Origin of the sequence: Paraburkholderia tuberum STM678 (assembly GCF_902833905.1) — a bacterium.
Taxonomy (GTDB): Bacteria; Pseudomonadota; Gammaproteobacteria; order Burkholderiales; family Burkholderiaceae; genus Paraburkholderia; species Paraburkholderia tuberum.
Genome location: NZ_CADFGP010000007.1, coordinates 193,187 through 211,352 on the forward strand (window position 1 = coordinate 193,187; position 18,166 = coordinate 211,352).

18 protein-coding genes are annotated in these 18,166 nt (G+C 65.2%); 12 read left to right on the forward strand and 6 right to left on the reverse strand.

What is annotated here, in order from left to right; genetic code table 11:
- Positions 1-3: 3 nt before the first annotated feature.
- The 6 genes from HWY30_RS08405 to HWY30_RS08430 all read right to left on the reverse strand — a co-directional run bounded on the left by HWY30_RS08405 (position 4) and on the right by HWY30_RS08430 (position 7,000).
- Positions 4-1,155 carry a Gfo/Idh/MocA family protein gene (locus HWY30_RS08405; RefSeq protein WP_090803388.1) on the reverse strand — a complete coding sequence of 384 codons (1,152 nt, stop codon included), beginning with the start codon at positions 1,153-1,155 and terminating at the stop codon, positions 4-6.
- Between the two features lie 44 nt (positions 1,156-1,199).
- Positions 1,200-2,249 carry a sugar phosphate isomerase/epimerase family protein gene (locus HWY30_RS08410; RefSeq protein ID WP_090803386.1) on the reverse strand — a complete coding sequence of 350 codons (1,050 nt, stop codon included), beginning with the start codon at positions 2,247-2,249 and terminating at the stop codon, positions 1,200-1,202.
- Between the two features lie 67 nt (positions 2,250-2,316).
- The gene (locus HWY30_RS08415) at positions 2,317-3,279 is read right to left on the reverse strand and encodes a substrate-binding domain-containing protein (RefSeq protein WP_090803384.1); all 963 of its coding nucleotides are present in this window, start codon (positions 3,277-3,279) and stop codon (positions 2,317-2,319) included.
- A gap of 147 nt (positions 3,280-3,426) precedes the next feature.
- The gene (locus HWY30_RS08420; RefSeq protein ID WP_090803383.1) at positions 3,427-4,440 is read right to left on the reverse strand and encodes an ABC transporter permease; all 1,014 of its coding nucleotides are present in this window, start codon (positions 4,438-4,440) and stop codon (positions 3,427-3,429) included.
- Positions 4,421-5,908: a sugar ABC transporter ATP-binding protein gene (locus tag HWY30_RS08425; protein WP_090803381.1), complete on the reverse strand. Its 1,488-nt coding sequence runs from the start codon at positions 5,906-5,908 to the stop codon at positions 4,421-4,423. The genes HWY30_RS08420 and HWY30_RS08425 overlap by 20 nt, the downstream gene beginning before the upstream one ends.
- Before the next feature lie 3 nt (positions 5,909-5,911).
- Positions 5,912-7,000 carry a LacI family DNA-binding transcriptional regulator gene (locus HWY30_RS08430; protein ID WP_090803380.1) on the reverse strand — a complete coding sequence of 363 codons (1,089 nt, stop codon included), beginning with the start codon at positions 6,998-7,000 and terminating at the stop codon, positions 5,912-5,914.
- Positions 7,001-7,289: 289 nt separating this feature from the next.
- On the opposite strand from HWY30_RS08430, the gene HWY30_RS08435 reads away from it, so the two are divergent.
- The 12 genes from HWY30_RS08435 (at position 7,290) to HWY30_RS08495 (ending at position 18,106) form a co-directional block, all read left to right on the forward strand.
- A complete protein-coding gene (locus HWY30_RS08435; RefSeq protein WP_090805605.1) occupies positions 7,290-7,943 on the forward strand; it encodes a protein-L-isoaspartate O-methyltransferase family protein in 654 nt (217 codons plus the stop codon).
- Between the two features lie 89 nt (positions 7,944-8,032).
- A complete protein-coding gene (locus HWY30_RS08440) occupies positions 8,033-8,356 on the forward strand; it encodes a rhodanese-like domain-containing protein (RefSeq protein ID WP_018419659.1) in 324 nt (107 codons plus the stop codon).
- 511 nt (positions 8,357-8,867) lie between these two features.
- Positions 8,868-9,236 carry a hypothetical protein gene (locus HWY30_RS08445; protein ID WP_176078865.1) on the forward strand — a complete coding sequence of 123 codons (369 nt, stop codon included), beginning with the start codon at positions 8,868-8,870 and terminating at the stop codon, positions 9,234-9,236.
- A 14-nt stretch (positions 9,237-9,250) separates the two neighbouring features.
- A complete protein-coding gene (locus HWY30_RS08450; protein WP_090803378.1) occupies positions 9,251-9,688 on the forward strand; it encodes a hypothetical protein in 438 nt (145 codons plus the stop codon).
- Positions 9,689-10,443: 755 nt separating this feature from the next.
- Entirely contained in the window at positions 10,444-11,742 is a 1,299-nt protein-coding gene (gene urtA / locus HWY30_RS08460) for an urea ABC transporter substrate-binding protein (protein WP_090803376.1), read from the forward strand.
- A 291-nt stretch (positions 11,743-12,033) separates the two neighbouring features.
- Positions 12,034-13,668, forward strand: a complete 1,635-nt coding sequence (gene urtB / locus HWY30_RS08465) for an urea ABC transporter permease subunit UrtB (protein ID WP_090803375.1) — start codon at positions 12,034-12,036, stop codon at positions 13,666-13,668.
- Between the two features lies 1 nt (position 13,669).
- A complete protein-coding gene (urtC, locus tag HWY30_RS08470) occupies positions 13,670-14,869 on the forward strand; it encodes an urea ABC transporter permease subunit UrtC (protein ID WP_090803373.1) in 1,200 nt (399 codons plus the stop codon).
- Positions 14,869-15,732 carry an urea ABC transporter ATP-binding protein UrtD gene (gene urtD, locus HWY30_RS08475; RefSeq protein WP_090803371.1) on the forward strand — a complete coding sequence of 288 codons (864 nt, stop codon included), beginning with the start codon at positions 14,869-14,871 and terminating at the stop codon, positions 15,730-15,732. Before urtC ends, urtD begins: the two co-directional genes overlap by 1 nt.
- Before the next feature lie 50 nt (positions 15,733-15,782).
- Positions 15,783-16,475, forward strand: a complete 693-nt coding sequence (urtE, locus tag HWY30_RS08480) for an urea ABC transporter ATP-binding subunit UrtE (protein WP_018419653.1) — start codon at positions 15,783-15,785, stop codon at positions 16,473-16,475.
- Positions 16,476-16,550: 75 nt separating this feature from the next.
- Positions 16,551-16,910 (forward strand): hypothetical protein, encoded by a 360-nt coding sequence (locus HWY30_RS08485; protein WP_244144829.1) that lies wholly within the window; start codon positions 16,551-16,553, stop codon positions 16,908-16,910.
- 58 nt (positions 16,911-16,968) lie between these two features.
- The gene (locus tag HWY30_RS08490; protein ID WP_090803368.1) at positions 16,969-17,166 is read left to right on the forward strand and encodes a hypothetical protein; all 198 of its coding nucleotides are present in this window, start codon (positions 16,969-16,971) and stop codon (positions 17,164-17,166) included.
- Positions 17,167-17,236: 70 nt separating this feature from the next.
- Entirely contained in the window at positions 17,237-18,106 is an 870-nt protein-coding gene (locus tag HWY30_RS08495) for an urease accessory protein UreD (protein ID WP_090803366.1), read from the forward strand.
- Positions 18,107-18,166 lie beyond the last annotated feature (60 nt).

Sequence of the window (18,166 nt, forward strand, 5' to 3'; positions counted from 1 at the left end):
GCTTCACGCCCCTTCCATCTGCACCCACCGCCCATCCGCCGCACTGCTTTTCAGCACCGCCTCGATAAACCGCAAACCGTCGACGCCATCATCGACCGTCGTCAACAGCAGGCTCTCGGCTGGTGGCGCGCGACCATCGTTCAACGCGTCGATCTGCAACGCCGCATCCTGGTACAACTGCGCGAACGCTTCCAGATAGCCTTCCGGATGCCCGGCCGGCACGCGCGTCGCATGCGCGGCAACCTGACTATTCACCCGAGCGCGCGTCAATCGTTCGGCAGCGCCGCCCAACGGCGTGAACCACAAGGCGTTCGGCTCCTCCTGATCGAACGCGAGTCCCGCCTTCGTGCCATACACGCGCAAGCGCAGCGCGTTCTCCGCGCCGCACGCCACCTGGCTCGCCCACAACATGCCGCGCGCGCCGTTCGCATAACGCAGCATCGCCTGCACGTGATCGTCGACACGACGCCCCGGTACGAACGTGTGCAACTCGGCCGACAGCGCGCGCGGCATCATCCCCGTCACGAAAGCGGCCAGTTGATACGCGTGCGTGCCGATATCGCCGAGGCACCCGGCCGGCCCCGCCAACGCCGGATCGGTGCGCCAGCTTGCCTGCCTGTTCGCGCCGCCTGTTTCGACCGGCTCGGCGAGCCAGTCCTGCGCATACTCGACCTGCACGACGCGAATCTCGCCCAGTTCGCCACGTTCGACCAGCTCGCGCGCATGCCGCACGAGCGGGTAGCCCGAATAGGTATGCGTCAACGCAAACAGCCGCTTTTTTGACTGCGCGAGCTTTGCGAGCGCTTCACCTTCGGCGAGCGAAACCGCGAGCGGCTTGTCGCAGATCACGTGGATGCCGGCTTCGAGAAACGCCGTCGCGACCGGCGCGTGCAGATGATTCGGCGTGACGATCGCGACCGCGTCGATGCCGTCCTCGCGCGCGGCCTCGGCGCGCGCCATCTCGCGCCAATCCGCGTAGCTGCGCGCGATGCCCGCTTCGACGGCGCTCGCCCGCGCGCGCCCGGAATCGGACGACAATGCGCCCGCCACCAGTTCGAAACGATCGTCGAGCCGCGCGGCGATCCGATGCACGGCGCCGATGAACGCGCCCTGCCCGCCGCCGACCATCCCCAGCCTGAGCCTTCTACGCTGCATTGTTTGCGCTCCCATGTGTTGCGTCGGCTGTCACCGCCCGGCCGTCAGATGCCGAGCACGCTTTTTAACTGCGCGGTATCGACACCGCTTCCCGCGAAGTCATCGAACGCACGCTCGGCCACGTGGATGATGTGCCGGCGAATGAACGCCGCGCCTTCGCGCGCGCCGTCGTGCGGATGCTTCAATGCGCATTCCCATTCGAGCACGGCCCAGCCCGGAAAATCGAACTGCGCCATCTTCGAGAAGATCGCGCCGAAGTCGATCTGCCCATCGCCGAGCGAGCGAAACCGCCCCGCGCGTTCGACCCAGCCGCTGTAGCCGCCGTACACGCCCTGCTTGCCGGTCGGACGAAACTCCGCGTCCTTCACATGAAACGCCTTGATGCGCTCGTGGTAGATATCGATGAACGCGAGATAGTCGAGCTGTTGCAGCACGAAGTGGCTCGGGTCGTACAGGATGTTCGCGCGCGGATGCTGATCGACCGCCGCGAGAAAGCGCTCGAACGTCACGCCGTCGTGCAGGTCTTCGCCCGGATGCAGTTCGTAGCAGACATCGACGCCAGCCGCGTCGAACGCATCGAGAATCGGCGTCCAGCGGCGCGCGAGCTCTTCGAACGCGGCTTCGACGAGACCGGCCGGCCGCTGCGGCCACGGGTACAGATACGGCCACGCGAGCGCGCCCGAAAACGACACGTGCGTGCTCAGGCCCAAACGACGCGACGCCTGCGCCGCGAGCTTCATCTGCGCGATCGCCCATTCGGTGCGCGCCGCCGGATTGCCGCGCACCTGCGGCGCGGCGAAGCCGTCGAACAGCGTGTCGTAAGACGGATGCACGGCGACCAGTTGCCCTTGCAGATGGGTCGATAGTTCGGTGATCGCGACGCCCGCGTTGTCGACGCTCTCGCGCAGTTCGTCGCAATACGCGTCGCTCGCGGCCGCCTTGTCGAGATCGATCAGGCGCGGGTCGCACGGCACCTGGATGCCCTTGAAGCCGAGACCCGCGGCCCAATCCGCGAGATGCGCGAGGTTGTCGAACGGCACGTCGTCGCCCACGAACTGCGCGAGAAAAATCGCCGGCCCTTTGATGGTTTTCATCGTACGGTTCCTCGAACTTTGCGCGCGGGCCGCGCCCGCGCGTGCTAGACGATGCTCGGCGCGCCGCTCAGAACGGCGAGTCGGGGAAATAGAACTGCTGGGCGTTTTCCTTCGTGATCAGCACCGACGGAATGATCGTGGTGGCCGGCAGCTTGTCGCCCTTCAGCCGCGCTTCGGCCGTCAGCTTGATCGCGTCGTAGATGAATTTCGGCGAGTACGACACGTCGGCCTTGATCATCGGCGCGCCGTCCATCACGTTCTTCACCATGCCCTTCGAGCCCGCGCCGCCGAACACGATCTTGATGTCGTTGCGCTTCGCCTGATCGATCGCCTTCAGCACGCCGACCGCCATGTCGTCGTCGGCGGCCCATACGGCGTCGATGTGCTTGAAGCGCGTCAGGTAGTCCTGCATCACCTTGAACGCGTCGTCGCGATTCCAGTTCGCGTACCTGGCGTCGAGAATCTTGATGTCCGGATAGTTTTTCATCACGCCGGTGAAGGCGGTCCAGCGCTCGTTGTCGAGCGTGGTCGGAATGCCGCGCAGCGCGACGACGTTGCCCTTGCCGTCGAGTGCCTTCGCCAGGTACTCGGCCGGAATCTTGCCGAACGCGGTGTTGTCGCCGGCCACGTAGGCGTCCTGCGCGCTCGTGTTCGTCAGGCCGCGATCGACCACCGTCACGTACACGCCTTTCTTCTTCACCTGCTCGACCGGCTGTGTCAGCGTCGCCGATTCGTACGGGAAGATCACGAGCGCGTTGATCTTGTTGACCGTCACGAGATCCTGCAACTGGTTCGCCTGCTCGGGCGCGTTGGCGGCCGTTTTCACGATCACTTTCAGATCGGGATGCGCCTTCTCGAGATCCGCCTTCGCCTTGTTCGCCCACCAGACGATGCCGCCGGTGAAGCCGTGATCGGCCGTCGGAATCGCGACGCCCAGCGTGACCTTGTCGTCGGCGCGCGCCGCGCCGCTCGTGCCCAGTATCCCCAACGCCAGCACGCCGGCGCCGATCGCTCGAATGACTTGCTTCATGGTGTGTGTCTCCAATCATGAGGCGTTCGCTCGCCTCGATTTTTCGGACCTGCCGTTGGTTTACCGCGCCTGCTTTGCTACGCCTGCTTCGCTGCGATTTATTCAGCGCGCTTTGTTCACTGCGCTCGCGCCGCTGGAAGTGCGCGGCTAGCGCCGCCCACGCTGCACGAACGCGACGAAAATAATCACGACGCCCTGCACCGCCGCGTTCAGATACACGCTGATGATGCTGGTCAGGTTCAGAATGTTCGCGATCACCGACAGCAGGATCGCGCCGATCACGGTGCCGATCACGCGTCCCTCGCCGCCCTTGAGCGCGGTGCCGCCGACCACCACCGACGCAATCGCTTCGAGCTCCCACAACAGGCCCGTGGTCGGCGTGGCGGAGCCGAGGCGCGGCACGTAGAGCACGGTGGCCACGCCCACGCAAATCCCCAGCAGCACATAAGTGACGATCTTCACCGTATCGACGCGAATCGCCGCATAACGCGCGACCTGTTCGTTCGAGCCGATCGCCTGCACGTGCCGGCCGAACGCGGTGCGATTGAGGATCAGCGCGCCGCCGGCCGCGACCACGAGAAACACCCAGATCGGCACCGGCACGCCGAACAGGCTCGCGTAATAGACGGGACCGTAGAGGTCCGATAGCGAATCATTGAGCGTCAGCGCGCCGCCATCGGCCAGCCATGTCAGCACCGCGCGAAAAATCCCGAGCGTGCCCAGGGTGACGATGAACGGCTCGATGCGCCCTTTGGTGATCAACAGCCCATGCGCGCAGCCGAACAGCGCGCCGAGCACGAACGCCGCGACGATGCCGATCGTCACGATCACGAGCGGCGGCAACGCATGACCGGCGGCGCCCGCCGCGAGCCCGTTCATCAGCCAGATCATGATGCCCGCGATCAGCGCGGCCATCGAGCCGACCGACAGATCGATGCCGCCCGAGATGATCACGAAGGTCATGCCGACCGCGATGATGCCGATGAACGACGTGCGCGTGAGCACGTTCATCAGGTTGTCGAGCGTCGCGAAGTCGCGATTGAGCAGCGTGCCGACGATGCACAGCAAGATCAGCCCGGCGAGCGGCCCGAGCGTATAGAGCCGCTGCGCGACGCGCAGCGCGCGCCGTGATTGCACGGCTTCAGTGGGTGCCGGTCGCATGAGCGATCAACTCCTGTTCAGTCAGATGCTCGAGCGTCAGCGTCGCTTGCAGATGTCCCGCGCGCATGACGGCGACGCGATGGCACAAGCCGATCAGCTCGACCAGTTCGGATGAAATGACGATCACCGCGCGGCCCTGCGCGGCGAGACGATGAATCAGGAAGTAGATGTCGCGTTTCGCGCCGACGTCGACGCCGCGCGTCGGCTCGTCGAGCACGATCACGTTCGGGTCGGGCTGCAGGAACTTCGCAAGCGCGAGCTTCTGCTGGTTGCCGCCCGACAGCATGCGCGCGCGGCTCGACAGGTCGCCGGTACGAATGCCGAATTCGCCGACGGCCTTCTGCAAGGCCGCGCGCCCCGCTTTCATGTCGAGCAGCGGATGCGCGTAGCGTTCGAGCGTCATCAGCGTGACGTTGTCCTGCAGGCTCAGGTCGACGTGCAGACCCTTGCCCTTACGGTCCTCGCTCAGATACGTGAGACCGTGGCGCATCGCGTCGCGCGGGTTCTTCAGATCGACTGCCCGGCCGGCGATTTCAATCGTGCCGCCCGTGCGTTTGCGCAAGCCGATGATCGCCTCGAACGCCTCGGTGCGGCCCGCGCCGACGAGGCCCGCGAAGCCGAGCACTTCGCCCGCGCGCACCTCGAAGCTCAGATCCTCGACCCAGTCGGGCACCGTCAGGCCGTTCACACGCAACGCGATCGGCGTGTCGGCGGGCACCGTCTGCTTGTCGGGGAACATGTCGGACACGTCGCGCCCGACCATCAGGTTCGCCATCTGCTGACGCGCGAGCCCCGCGGTTTCACCGCGCGCGACGAAGCGGCCATCGCGCATCACGATCACTTCGTCGGTGATGCGCTCCACTTCATCGAGCTTGTGCGAGATGTAGACGATCGTCACGCCATCGGCCTTGAGCTTCAGCATCAGCGCGAAGAGCCGTTCGGTCTCGGCGGGTGTCAGGGTCGCAGTCGGCTCGTCCATGATCAGGAGACGCGCACGGCGCGACAGCGCCTTCGCGATCTCGACCATCTGCTTTTCCGCGACGATCAGCTCGCGCACCTTCGTGTCCGGCGCGCGCTCGAGCCCGACCTGCGCGAGATAGCGCGCGGCGTCGCTGCGCATCGCGGCATCGTCGACTAACCAGCCGCGGCGCTTCTCGTGACCGAGGTACATGTTCTGCGCGATCGTCAGATGCTCGGCGAGGTTGAACTCCTGGTGGATCAACACGATGCCCTGCGCCTCGGCGTCGCGTGAGCCGGCGAAGCGCTGCGCGTGGCCGTCGACCAGCACGCTGCCTGACGTTGCCGTTTCATAGCCGGCGAGGATTTTCATCAGCGTCGACTTGCCCGCGCCGTTCTCGCCGAGCAGACCGTAGATGCGGCCGGGTGCGAGTTCGAAGCTCACGCCGTGCAGCACGCGCACGGGCCCGAAGTCCTTGCGGATGTCGTCGAAACGGATCGCGAGGCTCATGGCTCACGCACTCCCACGGATCACGAGGCGATGCGGCAGCAGCACGCCCGGCACGTTGGCCTGCGGATTCGCGAGGCGTTGCAGCAACAGACGCGCGGCGGTCTCGCCGAGCTCGCGCATCGGCTGCGCGATCGTCGTGAGCGGCGGATCGATCTGCGCGGCGAGCGAGATGTCGTCGAAGCCGGCCACGGCGACGTCGTCGGGCACGCGCTTGCCGACGCTGCGCAAGCCGTGGATCACGCCGATCGCGAGCGTGTCCGACACCGCGAAAATCGCGCTCGGCGCGTCGGGCTGCAGCATCAAGCCAGCCGCGGCCGAGGCACCCGCCTCGTAATCGAGGCTGTTCAGATTCATGCGCCAGCGCGGGTCGGGCGCGATGCCCGCGTCGCTCAATGCGTCGAGGTAGCCCTGCTGACGCTGGCGCGCATACAGATAGTCGATGTCGGAATTGATCAAGCCGATGCGCCGGTGGCCGCGCGTGAGCAGGTGGCGCACCGCGTCGCCGGCCGCGCGGTAGTTGTCGATGCCGACGTAGGGCACGCCCATCTGCGGATCGAACTCGCAGCACGCGACCCACGGCAGCGCCTGCGACGCTTCGCCGAGCGCCTGCTGGATCGTCGCCGGATCGAGGCAGATCGCGCCGTCCGCGCGGCGCCGCCGCAGCATGTCGAAGTAGCTGCGCTCACGCCCCGGGTCCGCGCCGGTGTCGCATAGCAGCATGAAATAGCCGTGCCGACGCGCGACGCTGTCGATACCGCGCACGATCTCCGCGTAAAACGGATTGCCGAAGTCCGGCACCATCGTCAGCAGCAGGCGGCTTTCGGCGGTGCGCAGATTGCGCGCAAGTTCGTTGACGCGGTAGCCGCTCGCGTCGATCGCGGCGAGCACCCTGTCGCGGGTAGCGGGCCGCACGTTCTCGTGGCCGTTCAGCACGCGCGACACCGTCGCGACCGACACGCCCGCCTGCTCGGCCACGCCGGCGATCGACGGGCCGTCGGCCGCGCGCGGCGAGCGCCTCTGCGGCTGAGGTTGCGGTTGACTGCTCGCGCCGGACACCACGGCCGGCGACGATCGGGACGGCGTTCGGGACACACGACCTCGCAGCAAAAATGTAATCGATTACATTTTGTGGCGATGGCGACGCGAATCGCAAGGACGGATCGCTAGGGATTAACACGGGGGCCGCCCGGCCTGGCGCTTGCCCGCGAGCGGCCGGCGCGAGTCCGCCATTTGATACAATCCCGCCGTTCCCCTGACGCGGCTTGCGATGCGAATGCCTTGCTCCGAAGCCGCGGCCGCCGGCAATCCGCCGGGGCCGGGTCAGGACAAAAGTCTGCGGCAGCCGCCGCCCGCTCGCCAAACCAAAACCGCCGAATCCACCATGAACATCGAGCAAGCGCGTTTCAACATGATCGAACAGCAGATCCGCCCCTGGGAAGTGCTCGACCAGGACGTGCTGAATCTGCTGTCGATCGTCAAACGTGAGAATTTCGTCCCCGCCGCTTACCGCGACCTGGCTTTTGCGGACTTCGAAGTGCCGCTGCCGGCCGGCCAGCACATGCTGGCGCCGCGCGTCGAGGCGCGCGTGCTGCAGGAACTCGCGGTGAAGAAGCACGAAAGCGTGCTGGAAATCGGCGCGGGCTCGGGTTACATGGCGGCGCTGCTCGCGCATCGCGCGCAACACGTGTTGAGCGTCGACATCGAACCGGAGCTGGCCGAGTTCGCGAAGAGCAACCTGATCGCCAACGGCGTGCTGAACGTCGAAGTCGCGACCGGCGACGCCGCGCGCGGCTGGACCGGCGCGGCACCGTACGACGTGATCTGCGTGTCGGGCGGTCTGCCGGTGCTGCCGCAGGAAATCCTCGAACAGCTGAAGGTCGGCGGCCGTCTCGCGGCGTTCGTCGGCAGCGCGCCGGTGATGAAGGCGCAAATCATCACGCGCATCGACGAGAAGCAATACCGCATCTCCGACGTGTTCGAAACCTATGTCGAGCCACTCGCCAACGCAGTGCAGCCGGCGCGGTTCAGGTTCTAAGCGGCTCTTTTTCGCTGCGCTTCGCGCTGTATTATTGATCTGGACGGGCGGCGAGTAAGCCGCCGTCCCACGAACTGGATGTCTCGCTGATGCAAAACCTGACCGCTCCCGCACTCGCCGAATGGCTCGCCGATACCTCGCGCCCCGCACCCGTGCTGCTCGACGTACGCGAGCCGTGGGAACTGCAAACGGCGTCGATCGCCGGCATCGTGTCGATTCCGATGCGCGAGATTCCCGCGCGCAGCGAAGAACTCGATGACGACGCGCAGATCGTCTGCATCTGCCATCACGGTGCGCGCAGCGCGCAGGTCGCGATGTTCCTCGAATCGCGCGGACACACCAACGTGTTCAATCTGCAAGGCGGGATCGACGCGTGGTCGCGTCAGGTCGATCCGTCGGTTCCGACTTACTGAGATTCGGCGCGAAGGTAGCGCGTTGAAGCGGCGCAAGGGCTGACGGTCCTTGCGCCGTTTGTCTTTGGTGCTGCGCACGCTCGCTAGAGCAGCCAAAATTTTGGGCCATCGCCCATGTACGGACAACCTGTCGCACGGTGATTATCTGATCGCTGCCGATCCGGGCAGCGACTTCATATAGATCGTCGACAATACCTATGTCCTTGTCCGTGTTTGAGATGCACTCCGTGGAGCTGCGCTGTCAGAGGCCCTTGGGTGCTTGTTATGTAATCTGTGCCATGAACCCGACAGCGATGGATGGTGGGTCATCAGTGCGCTTTTCGCTGAAGTGCGGCGGGGCTCCCTACTTGCCGTTAAAGGTCGTCGTGCTGACCTGTTTCCGCCACCCCACCACACGCCGTTGAGGAGTCTCGCGGCGAGGGCAGTCGATCTCCCGAACGGCGAACCGATGCTGTGCGGCCGGTACGACCGAGGCGCCCGGCAAGCCCGGAAGTTCGCCGCACCCGCGGCCATGCCTGGAGGCAGCGGCGACGACGGCCTGCTCGACGCGGCGCTCGCCGTGGTCGATGCGCTCGCAGGCAAGGGCGAGGCCTCAACGCTGCTTGATGACGCGCAGCCCTTCGAGTACACACCTGATGCTGTCAACGGCGACTCCTTTGATATCGCCAAAACACCCAATGAAGGCGAACCCGGTACGTGGTATACCAACCCTGGTAGCGGGCAAATGCGCATGTTTGGAGACGACGGCAAACGTGTCGTTGACTTCGACTTTGATCACGATCACGGTCAGGGCGTACCTCATGCCCACAACTGGGCAATCGATCCGCTTAGCGGGAAACTCAGGCGCGGCCCCGGCCTACCGTTTTCGTTGCTCCCCTAATCGACGGAGATGAAATGGAAAAGTCAAATTACGCAAACGTGCGGGATCTCCAGAATCTCCCCAGCTTCCACGACGCGGAGCTCTTTCGGATTGAGCACCGTCGCGATGAGAGCGAGTTGGAGCTTGGATTTAAGCGTGTCAATGGTGAAATGGAGGTTCTGCTTTTCAAGCAGGTGATTTCACTACGGATGCTGGACTTCGCAGAGCAAAATGTTGTCTCGCGCGTATTGCTGTCGCCGAAGCATTCATTTTCTGTCAGCGATGTGAGGACAATTATCGGATGGATCCGTAGTTGGACCGACTCCAAACCCGCGCTTGTATCTCAGGAGCAGGCAGAAAACATCACTCAGGACATACTGACAGGAAAGGCGACTCTATTCGCACTTGATCCCTCATGCGGAGCTGAAGTAGCCGTTCTGTGCGAGTCGGTTTGGCTACGGCAACACGATTAGTCAGCGTACAAGTATTAACCGCCTATGCACCACAGCCAAACTTCAGCATCAGACGCGAGCGCGGACGCCGGAGCATAAGCATCTTTCCTGATAACCGGAGATGCCGTATCACCGGAATTCTGGACCGAGTACTTTCAGATATCCCCCGACACAACCATCGTCAAAGGAAAGTCATTTACTCTCCGTTCCGGAAAGTCCAGTAAGGCTATGGGGAAAACAGGTCTCTGGGAGCTAAGCAGCGAATCGACCGTGCAAAGCGATTTGCTGGAGCCGCATTTGCGGTATCTCATTGCTCGGCGTGGTATGCCCCGCGAAGAAGCATTGTCGATTTCCCTGGCCTGCGCCCGTTCGCTCATGTCGGGCCTCCTTGTGCCGCATCACTGGTCGTCCGATGTACCCAGAGCGCACGACATGCACAAAGACGCGGCGCCCCGATCCCGCCCATGCACCGCCGATGCCCAGCGCGCGCCAGCGGCGCTTCGCTGGCGGCGAAGTGCGCTTCGTCGCGGCGCGACACGCACCTGAACGAGGCGCGGCGCGCGCGACTGCACCAGTTTCGCGCCGCGGCATCGATGGCTCGACGCGCCGCCCTCGCGCCGATAGCCGCGCCGCAACGGGCATCGCACGCGCATCGCACCGAATGTGTCACATGGCATGTGCCTTGCAGAAGACAAGTGGCTAGTCGTGCGACCTCAGCCAGGCTGGCTGAAATCGACGCTCATAAACAGTGACCATCAATGACAAGGGGAAAGCACATGAAACGTCGCAGTCTGTTGAAGTTCGGCTCCATGTCCGGCGCGCTCGCGCTCGCGGGCCGTGTGCCGTTCGCGCACGCGGAGTCCGATAGCGGCCCGATCAAGGTGGGCATCCTGCATTCGCTGTCCGGCACGATGGCGATCTCCGAAACGTCGCTGAAAGACACCGCGTTGATGACGATCGCCGACATCAACAAGAACGGCGGTGTGATGGGCCGTCAGATCCAGCCGGTGGTCGTCGACCCGGCGTCGAACTGGCCGCTGTTCGCCGAGAAGGCGCGCCAGCTTCTGACGCAGGACAAGTGCGCGGTGGTGTTCGGCTGCTGGACCTCGGTGTCGCGCAAGTCGGTGCTGCCGGTGTTCGAGGAACTGAACGGCCTGCTGTTCTATCCGGTGCAGTACGAAGGCGAGGAAATGTCGCGCAACGTGTTCTATACGGGCGCCGCGCCGAACCAGCAGGCGATTCCCGCGACCGAATACCTGATGAGCGCCGAAGGCGGCGGCGCGAAGCGCTTCTTCCTGCTCGGCACCGACTATGTGTATCCGCGCACGACCAACAAGATCCTGCGCGCGTTCCTCAAATCGAAGGGCGTGCAGGAAGCCGACATTCAGGAAGTCTATACACCGTTCGGACACAGCGACTATCAGACCATCGTCGCGAACATCAAGACCTTCTCGCAAGGCGGCAAGACCGCGGTGATTTCGACCGTGAACGGCGATTCGAACGTGCCGTTCTACAAGGAGCTCGGCAACCAGGGGCTGAAGGCGTCGGATGTGCCGGTCGTCGCGTTCTCGGTCGGCGAAGAGGAGCTGCGCGGCATCGATACGAAGCCGCTCGTCGGCAATCTCGCGGCCTGGAACTACTTCATGTCGTTGCGCAACCCGACCAACGAGAAGTTCAAGAAGCAATGGGCCACGTGGGTCAAGGACAACAACCTGCCGGGCGGCACGAAGCGCGTGACCAACGATCCGATGGAAGCGACCTTCGTCGGCATGCATATGTGGAAGCAGGCGGTCGAGAAAGCAAAGAGCACCGAGGTCGACAAGGTGCGCGTCGCGATGGTCGGCCAGACTTTCGCCGCACCGTCGGGCTTCACGCTGGAGATGGACGGCAACCACCATCTGCACAAGCCGGTGATGATCGGCGAGGTACGCGCGGATGGCCAGTTCAACGTCGTGTGGCACACCAAGGGACCGATTCGCGCGCAACCGTGGAGCCCGTTCATCGCCGGCAATGCTGGCAAGCCGGATGTGGTCAGCTCGATTCCGGCGTTCCTGCGGCGCTCGCGCGTCGCATGACGTGTCGGCTTGAGCCTCGTTGCGGCTCGCGGCGGCGGTGTGGCGCGCGGGTCACCGCGCGGGTATCGCCGCTCCGGTCGCGACGCGCGACCTGCGTGCCGACGCGCGCGCGGCTCGCGCGTGACCCAGACGCGCTGCGCTTCGCGCCGCCGCCGCGCGTTCGCTGTGTCGCGCGGCGTGACCGCGCACGCCAATGCGCGGCAACGTCCCGCTGAAGCGGCGGCGACGTCTGACGCGACGCCCTCGCGCGCTCGAGCGGCTCATCGATTCAACCCAGTGCAAAAGGCCATCATGGCGTTTTCATTTCCGACTTCCGTACGACGACGCGGCGCGACGCTCCTGGTGCCGCTCGCGGTCCTTCTCGCCGCCGCGCCGGGCGCCGCATTCGCGCTGACCCCGGCCGACGTCGCGCCGCTCGCGGGCGACGACTTCGAGGCGAAGTCCGCCGCGATCGACAAGCTGATCTCGACGCACGATGCCGCGTCACTCGCGGTGCTCAAGGCGCTCGCCGACGACAACGCGCTCGCCACCGACGCAGGCGCGGTACTGCTGCAGGACGGCGACGCCACCCGCGATGCCGTCACCGGCCAGCCCGTCGCCGCGAGCGACGCGCAACCGGTCACGCTGAACAACCTGCTGCGCTCGAAAGTGGCGGGCGCGCTGTCGGGTCTGCAACTCGCCTCGCCCGACCAGGCGACACGCGCAGCCGCCGTCGATGCGCTGCTGCAAAACCCCGATCCGTCGATCAAGCCACTCGTCGACGCGGCGCGCGCAAAAGAAACCGATCCCGCTCTGAAGAAACGTCTCGACACGCTGTGGGCGATGAGCGCATTGCACGACCCGGATCCGGCCAAGCGCCTCGATGCGGTGCAACTGGTCGCCGCGCGCCACGACCTCGACATGAACGAACTGCTGCGCCCGCTGGTCGCGAAGAAAACCGACGGCACGTTTGCCGAAGCCGACGAACGCGTGCGCGCGGCCGCGCAAAGCGGCATCGATGAGCTCGACGCGATCCAGCGCCGCAGCCAGATCGCGGGCACGCTGTTCGCGGGGCTGTCGCTCGGCAGCGTGCTGCTGCTCGCCGCGCTCGGCCTCGCCATCACATATGGCCTGATCGGCGTGATCAACATGGCGCACGGCGAATTCCTGATGATCGGCGCGTACGCGACCTATGTCGTGCAGAACCTCGTTCAGCGCTTCGCACCCAATGCGTTCGACTGGTATCCGCTGCTTGCGATACCGGCCTCGTTCGTCGCGGCGGCGCTGGTTGGCATCGTGCTCGAACGGCTCGTGCTGAAGCACCTGTACGGCCGCCCGCTCGAAACGCTGCTGACCACCTTCGGCGTGAGCCTGATCCTGATTCAGGCCACCCGCATGCTGTTCGGCGCGCAGAACGTCCAGGTCGTCAATCCGTCGTGGATGAGCGGCGGCGTCACCGTGCTGCCGAATCTGATCCTGCCGTACAACCGGCTCGCGATTCTCGCGTTCTCGCTGATCGTCGTCGCGATCGCGTGGGCCGTGCTCACGCGCACGCGGCTGGGTCTGTTCGTGCGCGCGGTCACGCAGCACCGTCGCATGGCCGCGTGCGTCGGCGTGAAGACCGCGCGCGTCGATTCGTATGCGTTCGCGTTCGGCGCGGGCATCGCGGGGCTCGGCGGCTGCGCGCTGTCGCAGATCGGCAATGTCGGGCCGGACCTCGGCCAGAGCTACATCATCGATTCGTTCATGGCGGTCGTGCTCGGCGGCGTCGGCCAGCTCGCGGGCACCGTGCTCGGCGGCTTCGGGCTGGGACTCGTCAGCAAGGCGATCGAACCGTTCTGGGGCGCGGTGCTCGCGAAGATCGCGGTGCTCGTGCTGATCGTGCTGTTCATCCAGAAGCGTCCGCAGGGCATGTTCGCCTTGAAGGGCCGTAGCGCGGAGGCATGAGATGACATCGGCTACTTCATCGGCAGACCCCGCTTCCGCTTCGTCGTCGCGCGCCGGTGCCGCCGGCGCTGGCGGCGCGCGCGAGTCCAACACCGGCTTCGCGCTCGGCCTGCCACCGCGGCCCGCGCTGTTGTCGCGTCGCGCGTGGCTCGCGCTGATCGCGCTGATGATCGTGTTCGGCCTCGGCGTGCCGTTCGCCGCGCTGGTGATTCCGGAGACGAGCGCCTTGCATCTGTCCGCGTATGCGATGACGCTGACCGGCAAGTTCATGTGCTATGCGATCGCCGCGCTCGCACTCGATCTGGTGTGGGGCTACTGCGGCATCCTGAGTTTGGGTCACGCTTTGTTCTTCGCGCTCGGCGGCTACGCGATCGGCATGTACCTGATGCGCGCGATCGGCCACGACGGCAAGTACGGCAGCGATCTGCCCGACTTCATGGTGTTTCTCGACTGGCACCAGTTGCCGTGGTACTGGCAGGGCACGCAACATCTCGGCTACGCGCTCTTGCTCGTCGTGCTGGTACCCGCCGTGCTCGCGTGGGTGTTCGGCTTCTTCACGTTCCGCTCGCGCGTGAAGGGTGTCTATCTGTCGATCATCACGCAGGCCATGACCTTCGCCGCGATGCTGCTGTTCTTTCGCAACGAGACGGGCTTCGGCGGCAATAACGGCTTTACCGACTTCAAGCGCATCGGCGGATTTCCGATCACGCATCAGGGCACGCGCGCCGCCTTGCTGCTCATTACGTTCGCGGTGCTGATCGCCGCGTTCATCGGCGCGCGCGCGATCGTCACGTCGAAGCTCGGCCGCGTGGTGAGCGCGGTGCGCGACGGCGAAACGCGGCTGATGTTCCTCGGCTACAGCCCGCTCGCGTACAAGCTGTTCGTGTGGACCGTGTCGGCGGTGCTGTGCGGCATCGCGGGCGCGTTGTACGTGCCGCAGGTCGGCATCATCAATCCGGGCGAGATGTCGCCGGGCAACTCGATCGAAATGGCGATCTGGGTGGCGGTCGGCGGACGCGGCACGCTGATCGGCCCCATCATCGGCGCGTTCGCCGTGAACGGTGCGAAGAGTTTCTTCACGGCGAACTTCCCCGAATACTGGCTGTTCTTTCTCGGCCTGATCTTCGTGCTGGTGCCGCTGCTGCTGCCGAACGGCATCATGGGGCTGGCCGATCTGCTGACGCGTAAAAGGAACCGCTGATGAACGAAAACCCGATGGTTCCCGATCTGGATTTGCCCGAAGCACCACCGGAACGCTCGCTGAGCGGCGTCGCGAGCATGGGACACGCGGTCGTGCCCGGCGAGATCGACGTATCGCACGGCACGATCCTCTACCTCGAAGACGTGACGGTCAGCTTCGACGGCTTTCGCGCGCTGAACGCGCTGTCGCTCGCGATCGACGCGGGCGAACTGCGCTGCATCATCGGCCCGAACGGCGCGGGCAAGACGACGATGATGGACGTGATCACGGGCAAGACCGCGCCCGATCACGGCAAGGTGTTTCTCGGCCAGTCGATCGATCTCACGCGCATGAACGAACCGGCGATCGTGCGCGCCGGCATCGGCCGCAAGTTCCAGAAGCCGACCGTGTTCGAGCAGCATCCGGTGTGGGAAAACCTCGAACTCGCGATGAAGACCGACAAGGGCTGGTGGGCGTCGCTGCGCGCGCGGCTCGATGGCGACGCGCAGGCCCGCATCGAGGAAACGCTCGCGCTGATCGGGCTGGAAAGCGAAGCGCGAAGGCTCGCCGGCGAGCTATCGCACGGCCAGAAGCAGCGCCTCGAAATCGGCATGCTGCTGATGCAGCAACCGGCGCTGCTGCTGCTCGACGAACCCGCGGCCGGCATGACCGATGACGAAACGATGCAACTCGCCGAATTGCTCAACCACCTGCGCGGCACCTGCTCGATGATGGTCGTCGAGCACGACATGGAGTTCGTCGCGGCGCTCGCGGGCGACACAGGCAAGGTGACGGTGATGGCCGAAGGCCGCGTGCTCGCGCACGGCACGCTCGACGAAGTCAAGCGCGACGAGACGGTGATCGAGTCTTATCTAGGCCGCTGATTGCTGCTGGAAGCGGCACCGCATCGTCAACCCGACAGGACGACTGAACCATGCTCGAAGTAGACCGACTGAACCAATACTACGGCGGCAGCCATATTCTGCGCGACGTGAAGCTCACGGTGCCCGACGGCAAGCTGACGGTGCTGCTCGGGCGCAACGGCGTCGGCAAGACCACGCTGCTGCGCTGCCTGATGGGCGTCGTGCCCGCGAAAAGCGGCGCGATCGCATGGCGCGGCGAACAGTTGATGAAACTGCCGACCCATGCCCGCGTCGCTCAGGGGCTCGCCTACGTGCCGCAGGGCCGCGATATCTTTCCGCGCCTCACCGTCGAGGAAAATCTGCTGGTGGGCGCCGCGAGCAGAAAGGCGCCGAAGAAAATCCCCGAGCGCATCTACGAGCTTTTCCCGGTACTGAAGGACATGCGCAACCGGCGCGGCGGCGATCTCTCCGGCGGTCAGCAGCAACAGCTCGCGATCGGCCGCGCGCTGATGAGCGAGCCGCAACTGCTGATCCTCGATGAGCCGACCGAGGGCATCCAGCCGTCGATCATTCAGGACATCGGCCGCACGCTGCGGCAGCTCGTCGAGGACATGGGCATGACCGTGCTGCTGGTCGAGCAGTACTACGACTTCGCCAAAGCGATCGCCGATCGTTACTGGGTGATGAGTCGCGGCGAGATCGTCGCGGGCGGCGAGGGGGCGAACATGGATGCGGATGGGGTAAGGGGATTGATTGCCGTGTAAGCGAGCTCAAGTTATCCGCCGCGCAACCGTTACACAGGCTAGGCAACGCCGCAACGGTTCGACGAGGTGGACACCATGGACGACAACAAGCAGGTCAGACGCGAGTTTTACAGAAACCCAGCCTCCTATTGCAGGGTGATGAACGTCGTGTCGGCGGTCACTTTCGGTCTATTCGAAGTGGACAGCGGCGGTACGGTCGGCATGCTGTCGGTGCGCTGGGAGAAGCTCGGCAACGAACTCGCGCCGCAGTTGCACGCGTATTACGACAGCTGGCACGTGCTCGCGTCGTTCCCCGACGTTCTCGCGAGAATGGCCGGGACGACCGGGCCGTCGTGTTCGCCGGAAGCTTTCTGTCAGCTATTGCTCGACTGCGGATTCATCAATCGCGCGGAACGGGGCGTGGACGATCACGCCGAGCCGACACCCGTACCCTAGACGCCGCCGCGATACGGCCTGGGTCGGCGACACAACATCGATATAGAGGGAGAAAAGCATGTCCGTGACGGTTCACGTCGAATATCAGTATTGCCAACATGGCAAGAAAGCCATCCAGACAGGCAGCGACTCGTTGACCGTCCAGGAAAACACCCCCCGCGCGATCCTTGCGTTGCTGCGACTGTTGCATCCGCAGTGGGAGGGCATCAAGGTGCTGTCGATGACCGAAGCCTCGCCCGAGGGTACCGCGTCGTAGCCTCTGCCGCGGCTTGCGCGCTTCGACACGCGTGCTATCCTCGTCGCACGCCGATTCCCCATCCATCCGCATGTCGCTTCACGAAAACCACGCCACGCTCGCCGCCGCGCACACGCCCTGGCGCGCGCGGCTCGAACTCGGCTTCGTCGGCGGCGACGCTCGCACGACGCTCGCGCACCGGCTGCACGACGGACCCCTGCGCGTGCAACGGCCGCTCTATCCGGAAGGCCCGGCGATCTGTCACGCGGTGATCGTGCATCCGCCCGGCGGCGTCGCGGGTGGCGATCAGCTCGACATCGACATCACGCTCGCCGCGCAAACGCATGCGGTGCTGACGACGCCGGGCGCAACCAAGTGGTACAAGTCGAACGGCCGCGCGGCGCGGCAGCGCATCGCGCTGCGTGTCGGTGAGCACGCGAAGCTCGACTGGCTGCCGCAGAACAACATCGTGTTCGATCACGCGAACGCGCACCTCGATTTTTCGCTGACGCTCGCCGACGGCGCGAGCGCAATCGGCTGGGACGCGACCCAGCTCGGACGTCAGGCGGCCGGCGAACGCTGGTCGGCGGGTAGCTTGCGCGCGGTGTCGCGCATCGTCGGCGCGAATGGCGAGCTGCTGTGGTTCGAACGCGCGAGCCTCACCGCCGACGATCCGCTGCGCGACGCGCCGCAGGGGCTCGCCGGCTTTCCGGCCTACGGCACGCTGTGGGCCGTAGGCGCCGCTTGCGACGACGCGCTCGCCGAATCGCTGAGCGCGCAACTGCCGTTCGACGACACGTTGCGAGCAGCCGCCTCGTGCATAACGAACGGCGTGCTGCTCGTGCGCGCGGTGTCGCGCTCGATGGAAACACTGCAGCACGCGCTCACGCGCTGTTGGCTGCAATTGCGGCCGGTCGTGCATGGTGTCGCGGCGGTGCCGTTGCGGATCTGGTCGACCTGACAGCGGCTTCCCGCTTTCGTCTTCATCACGCTCTTTGCGCACCAAGGCGGCGCACGCGCA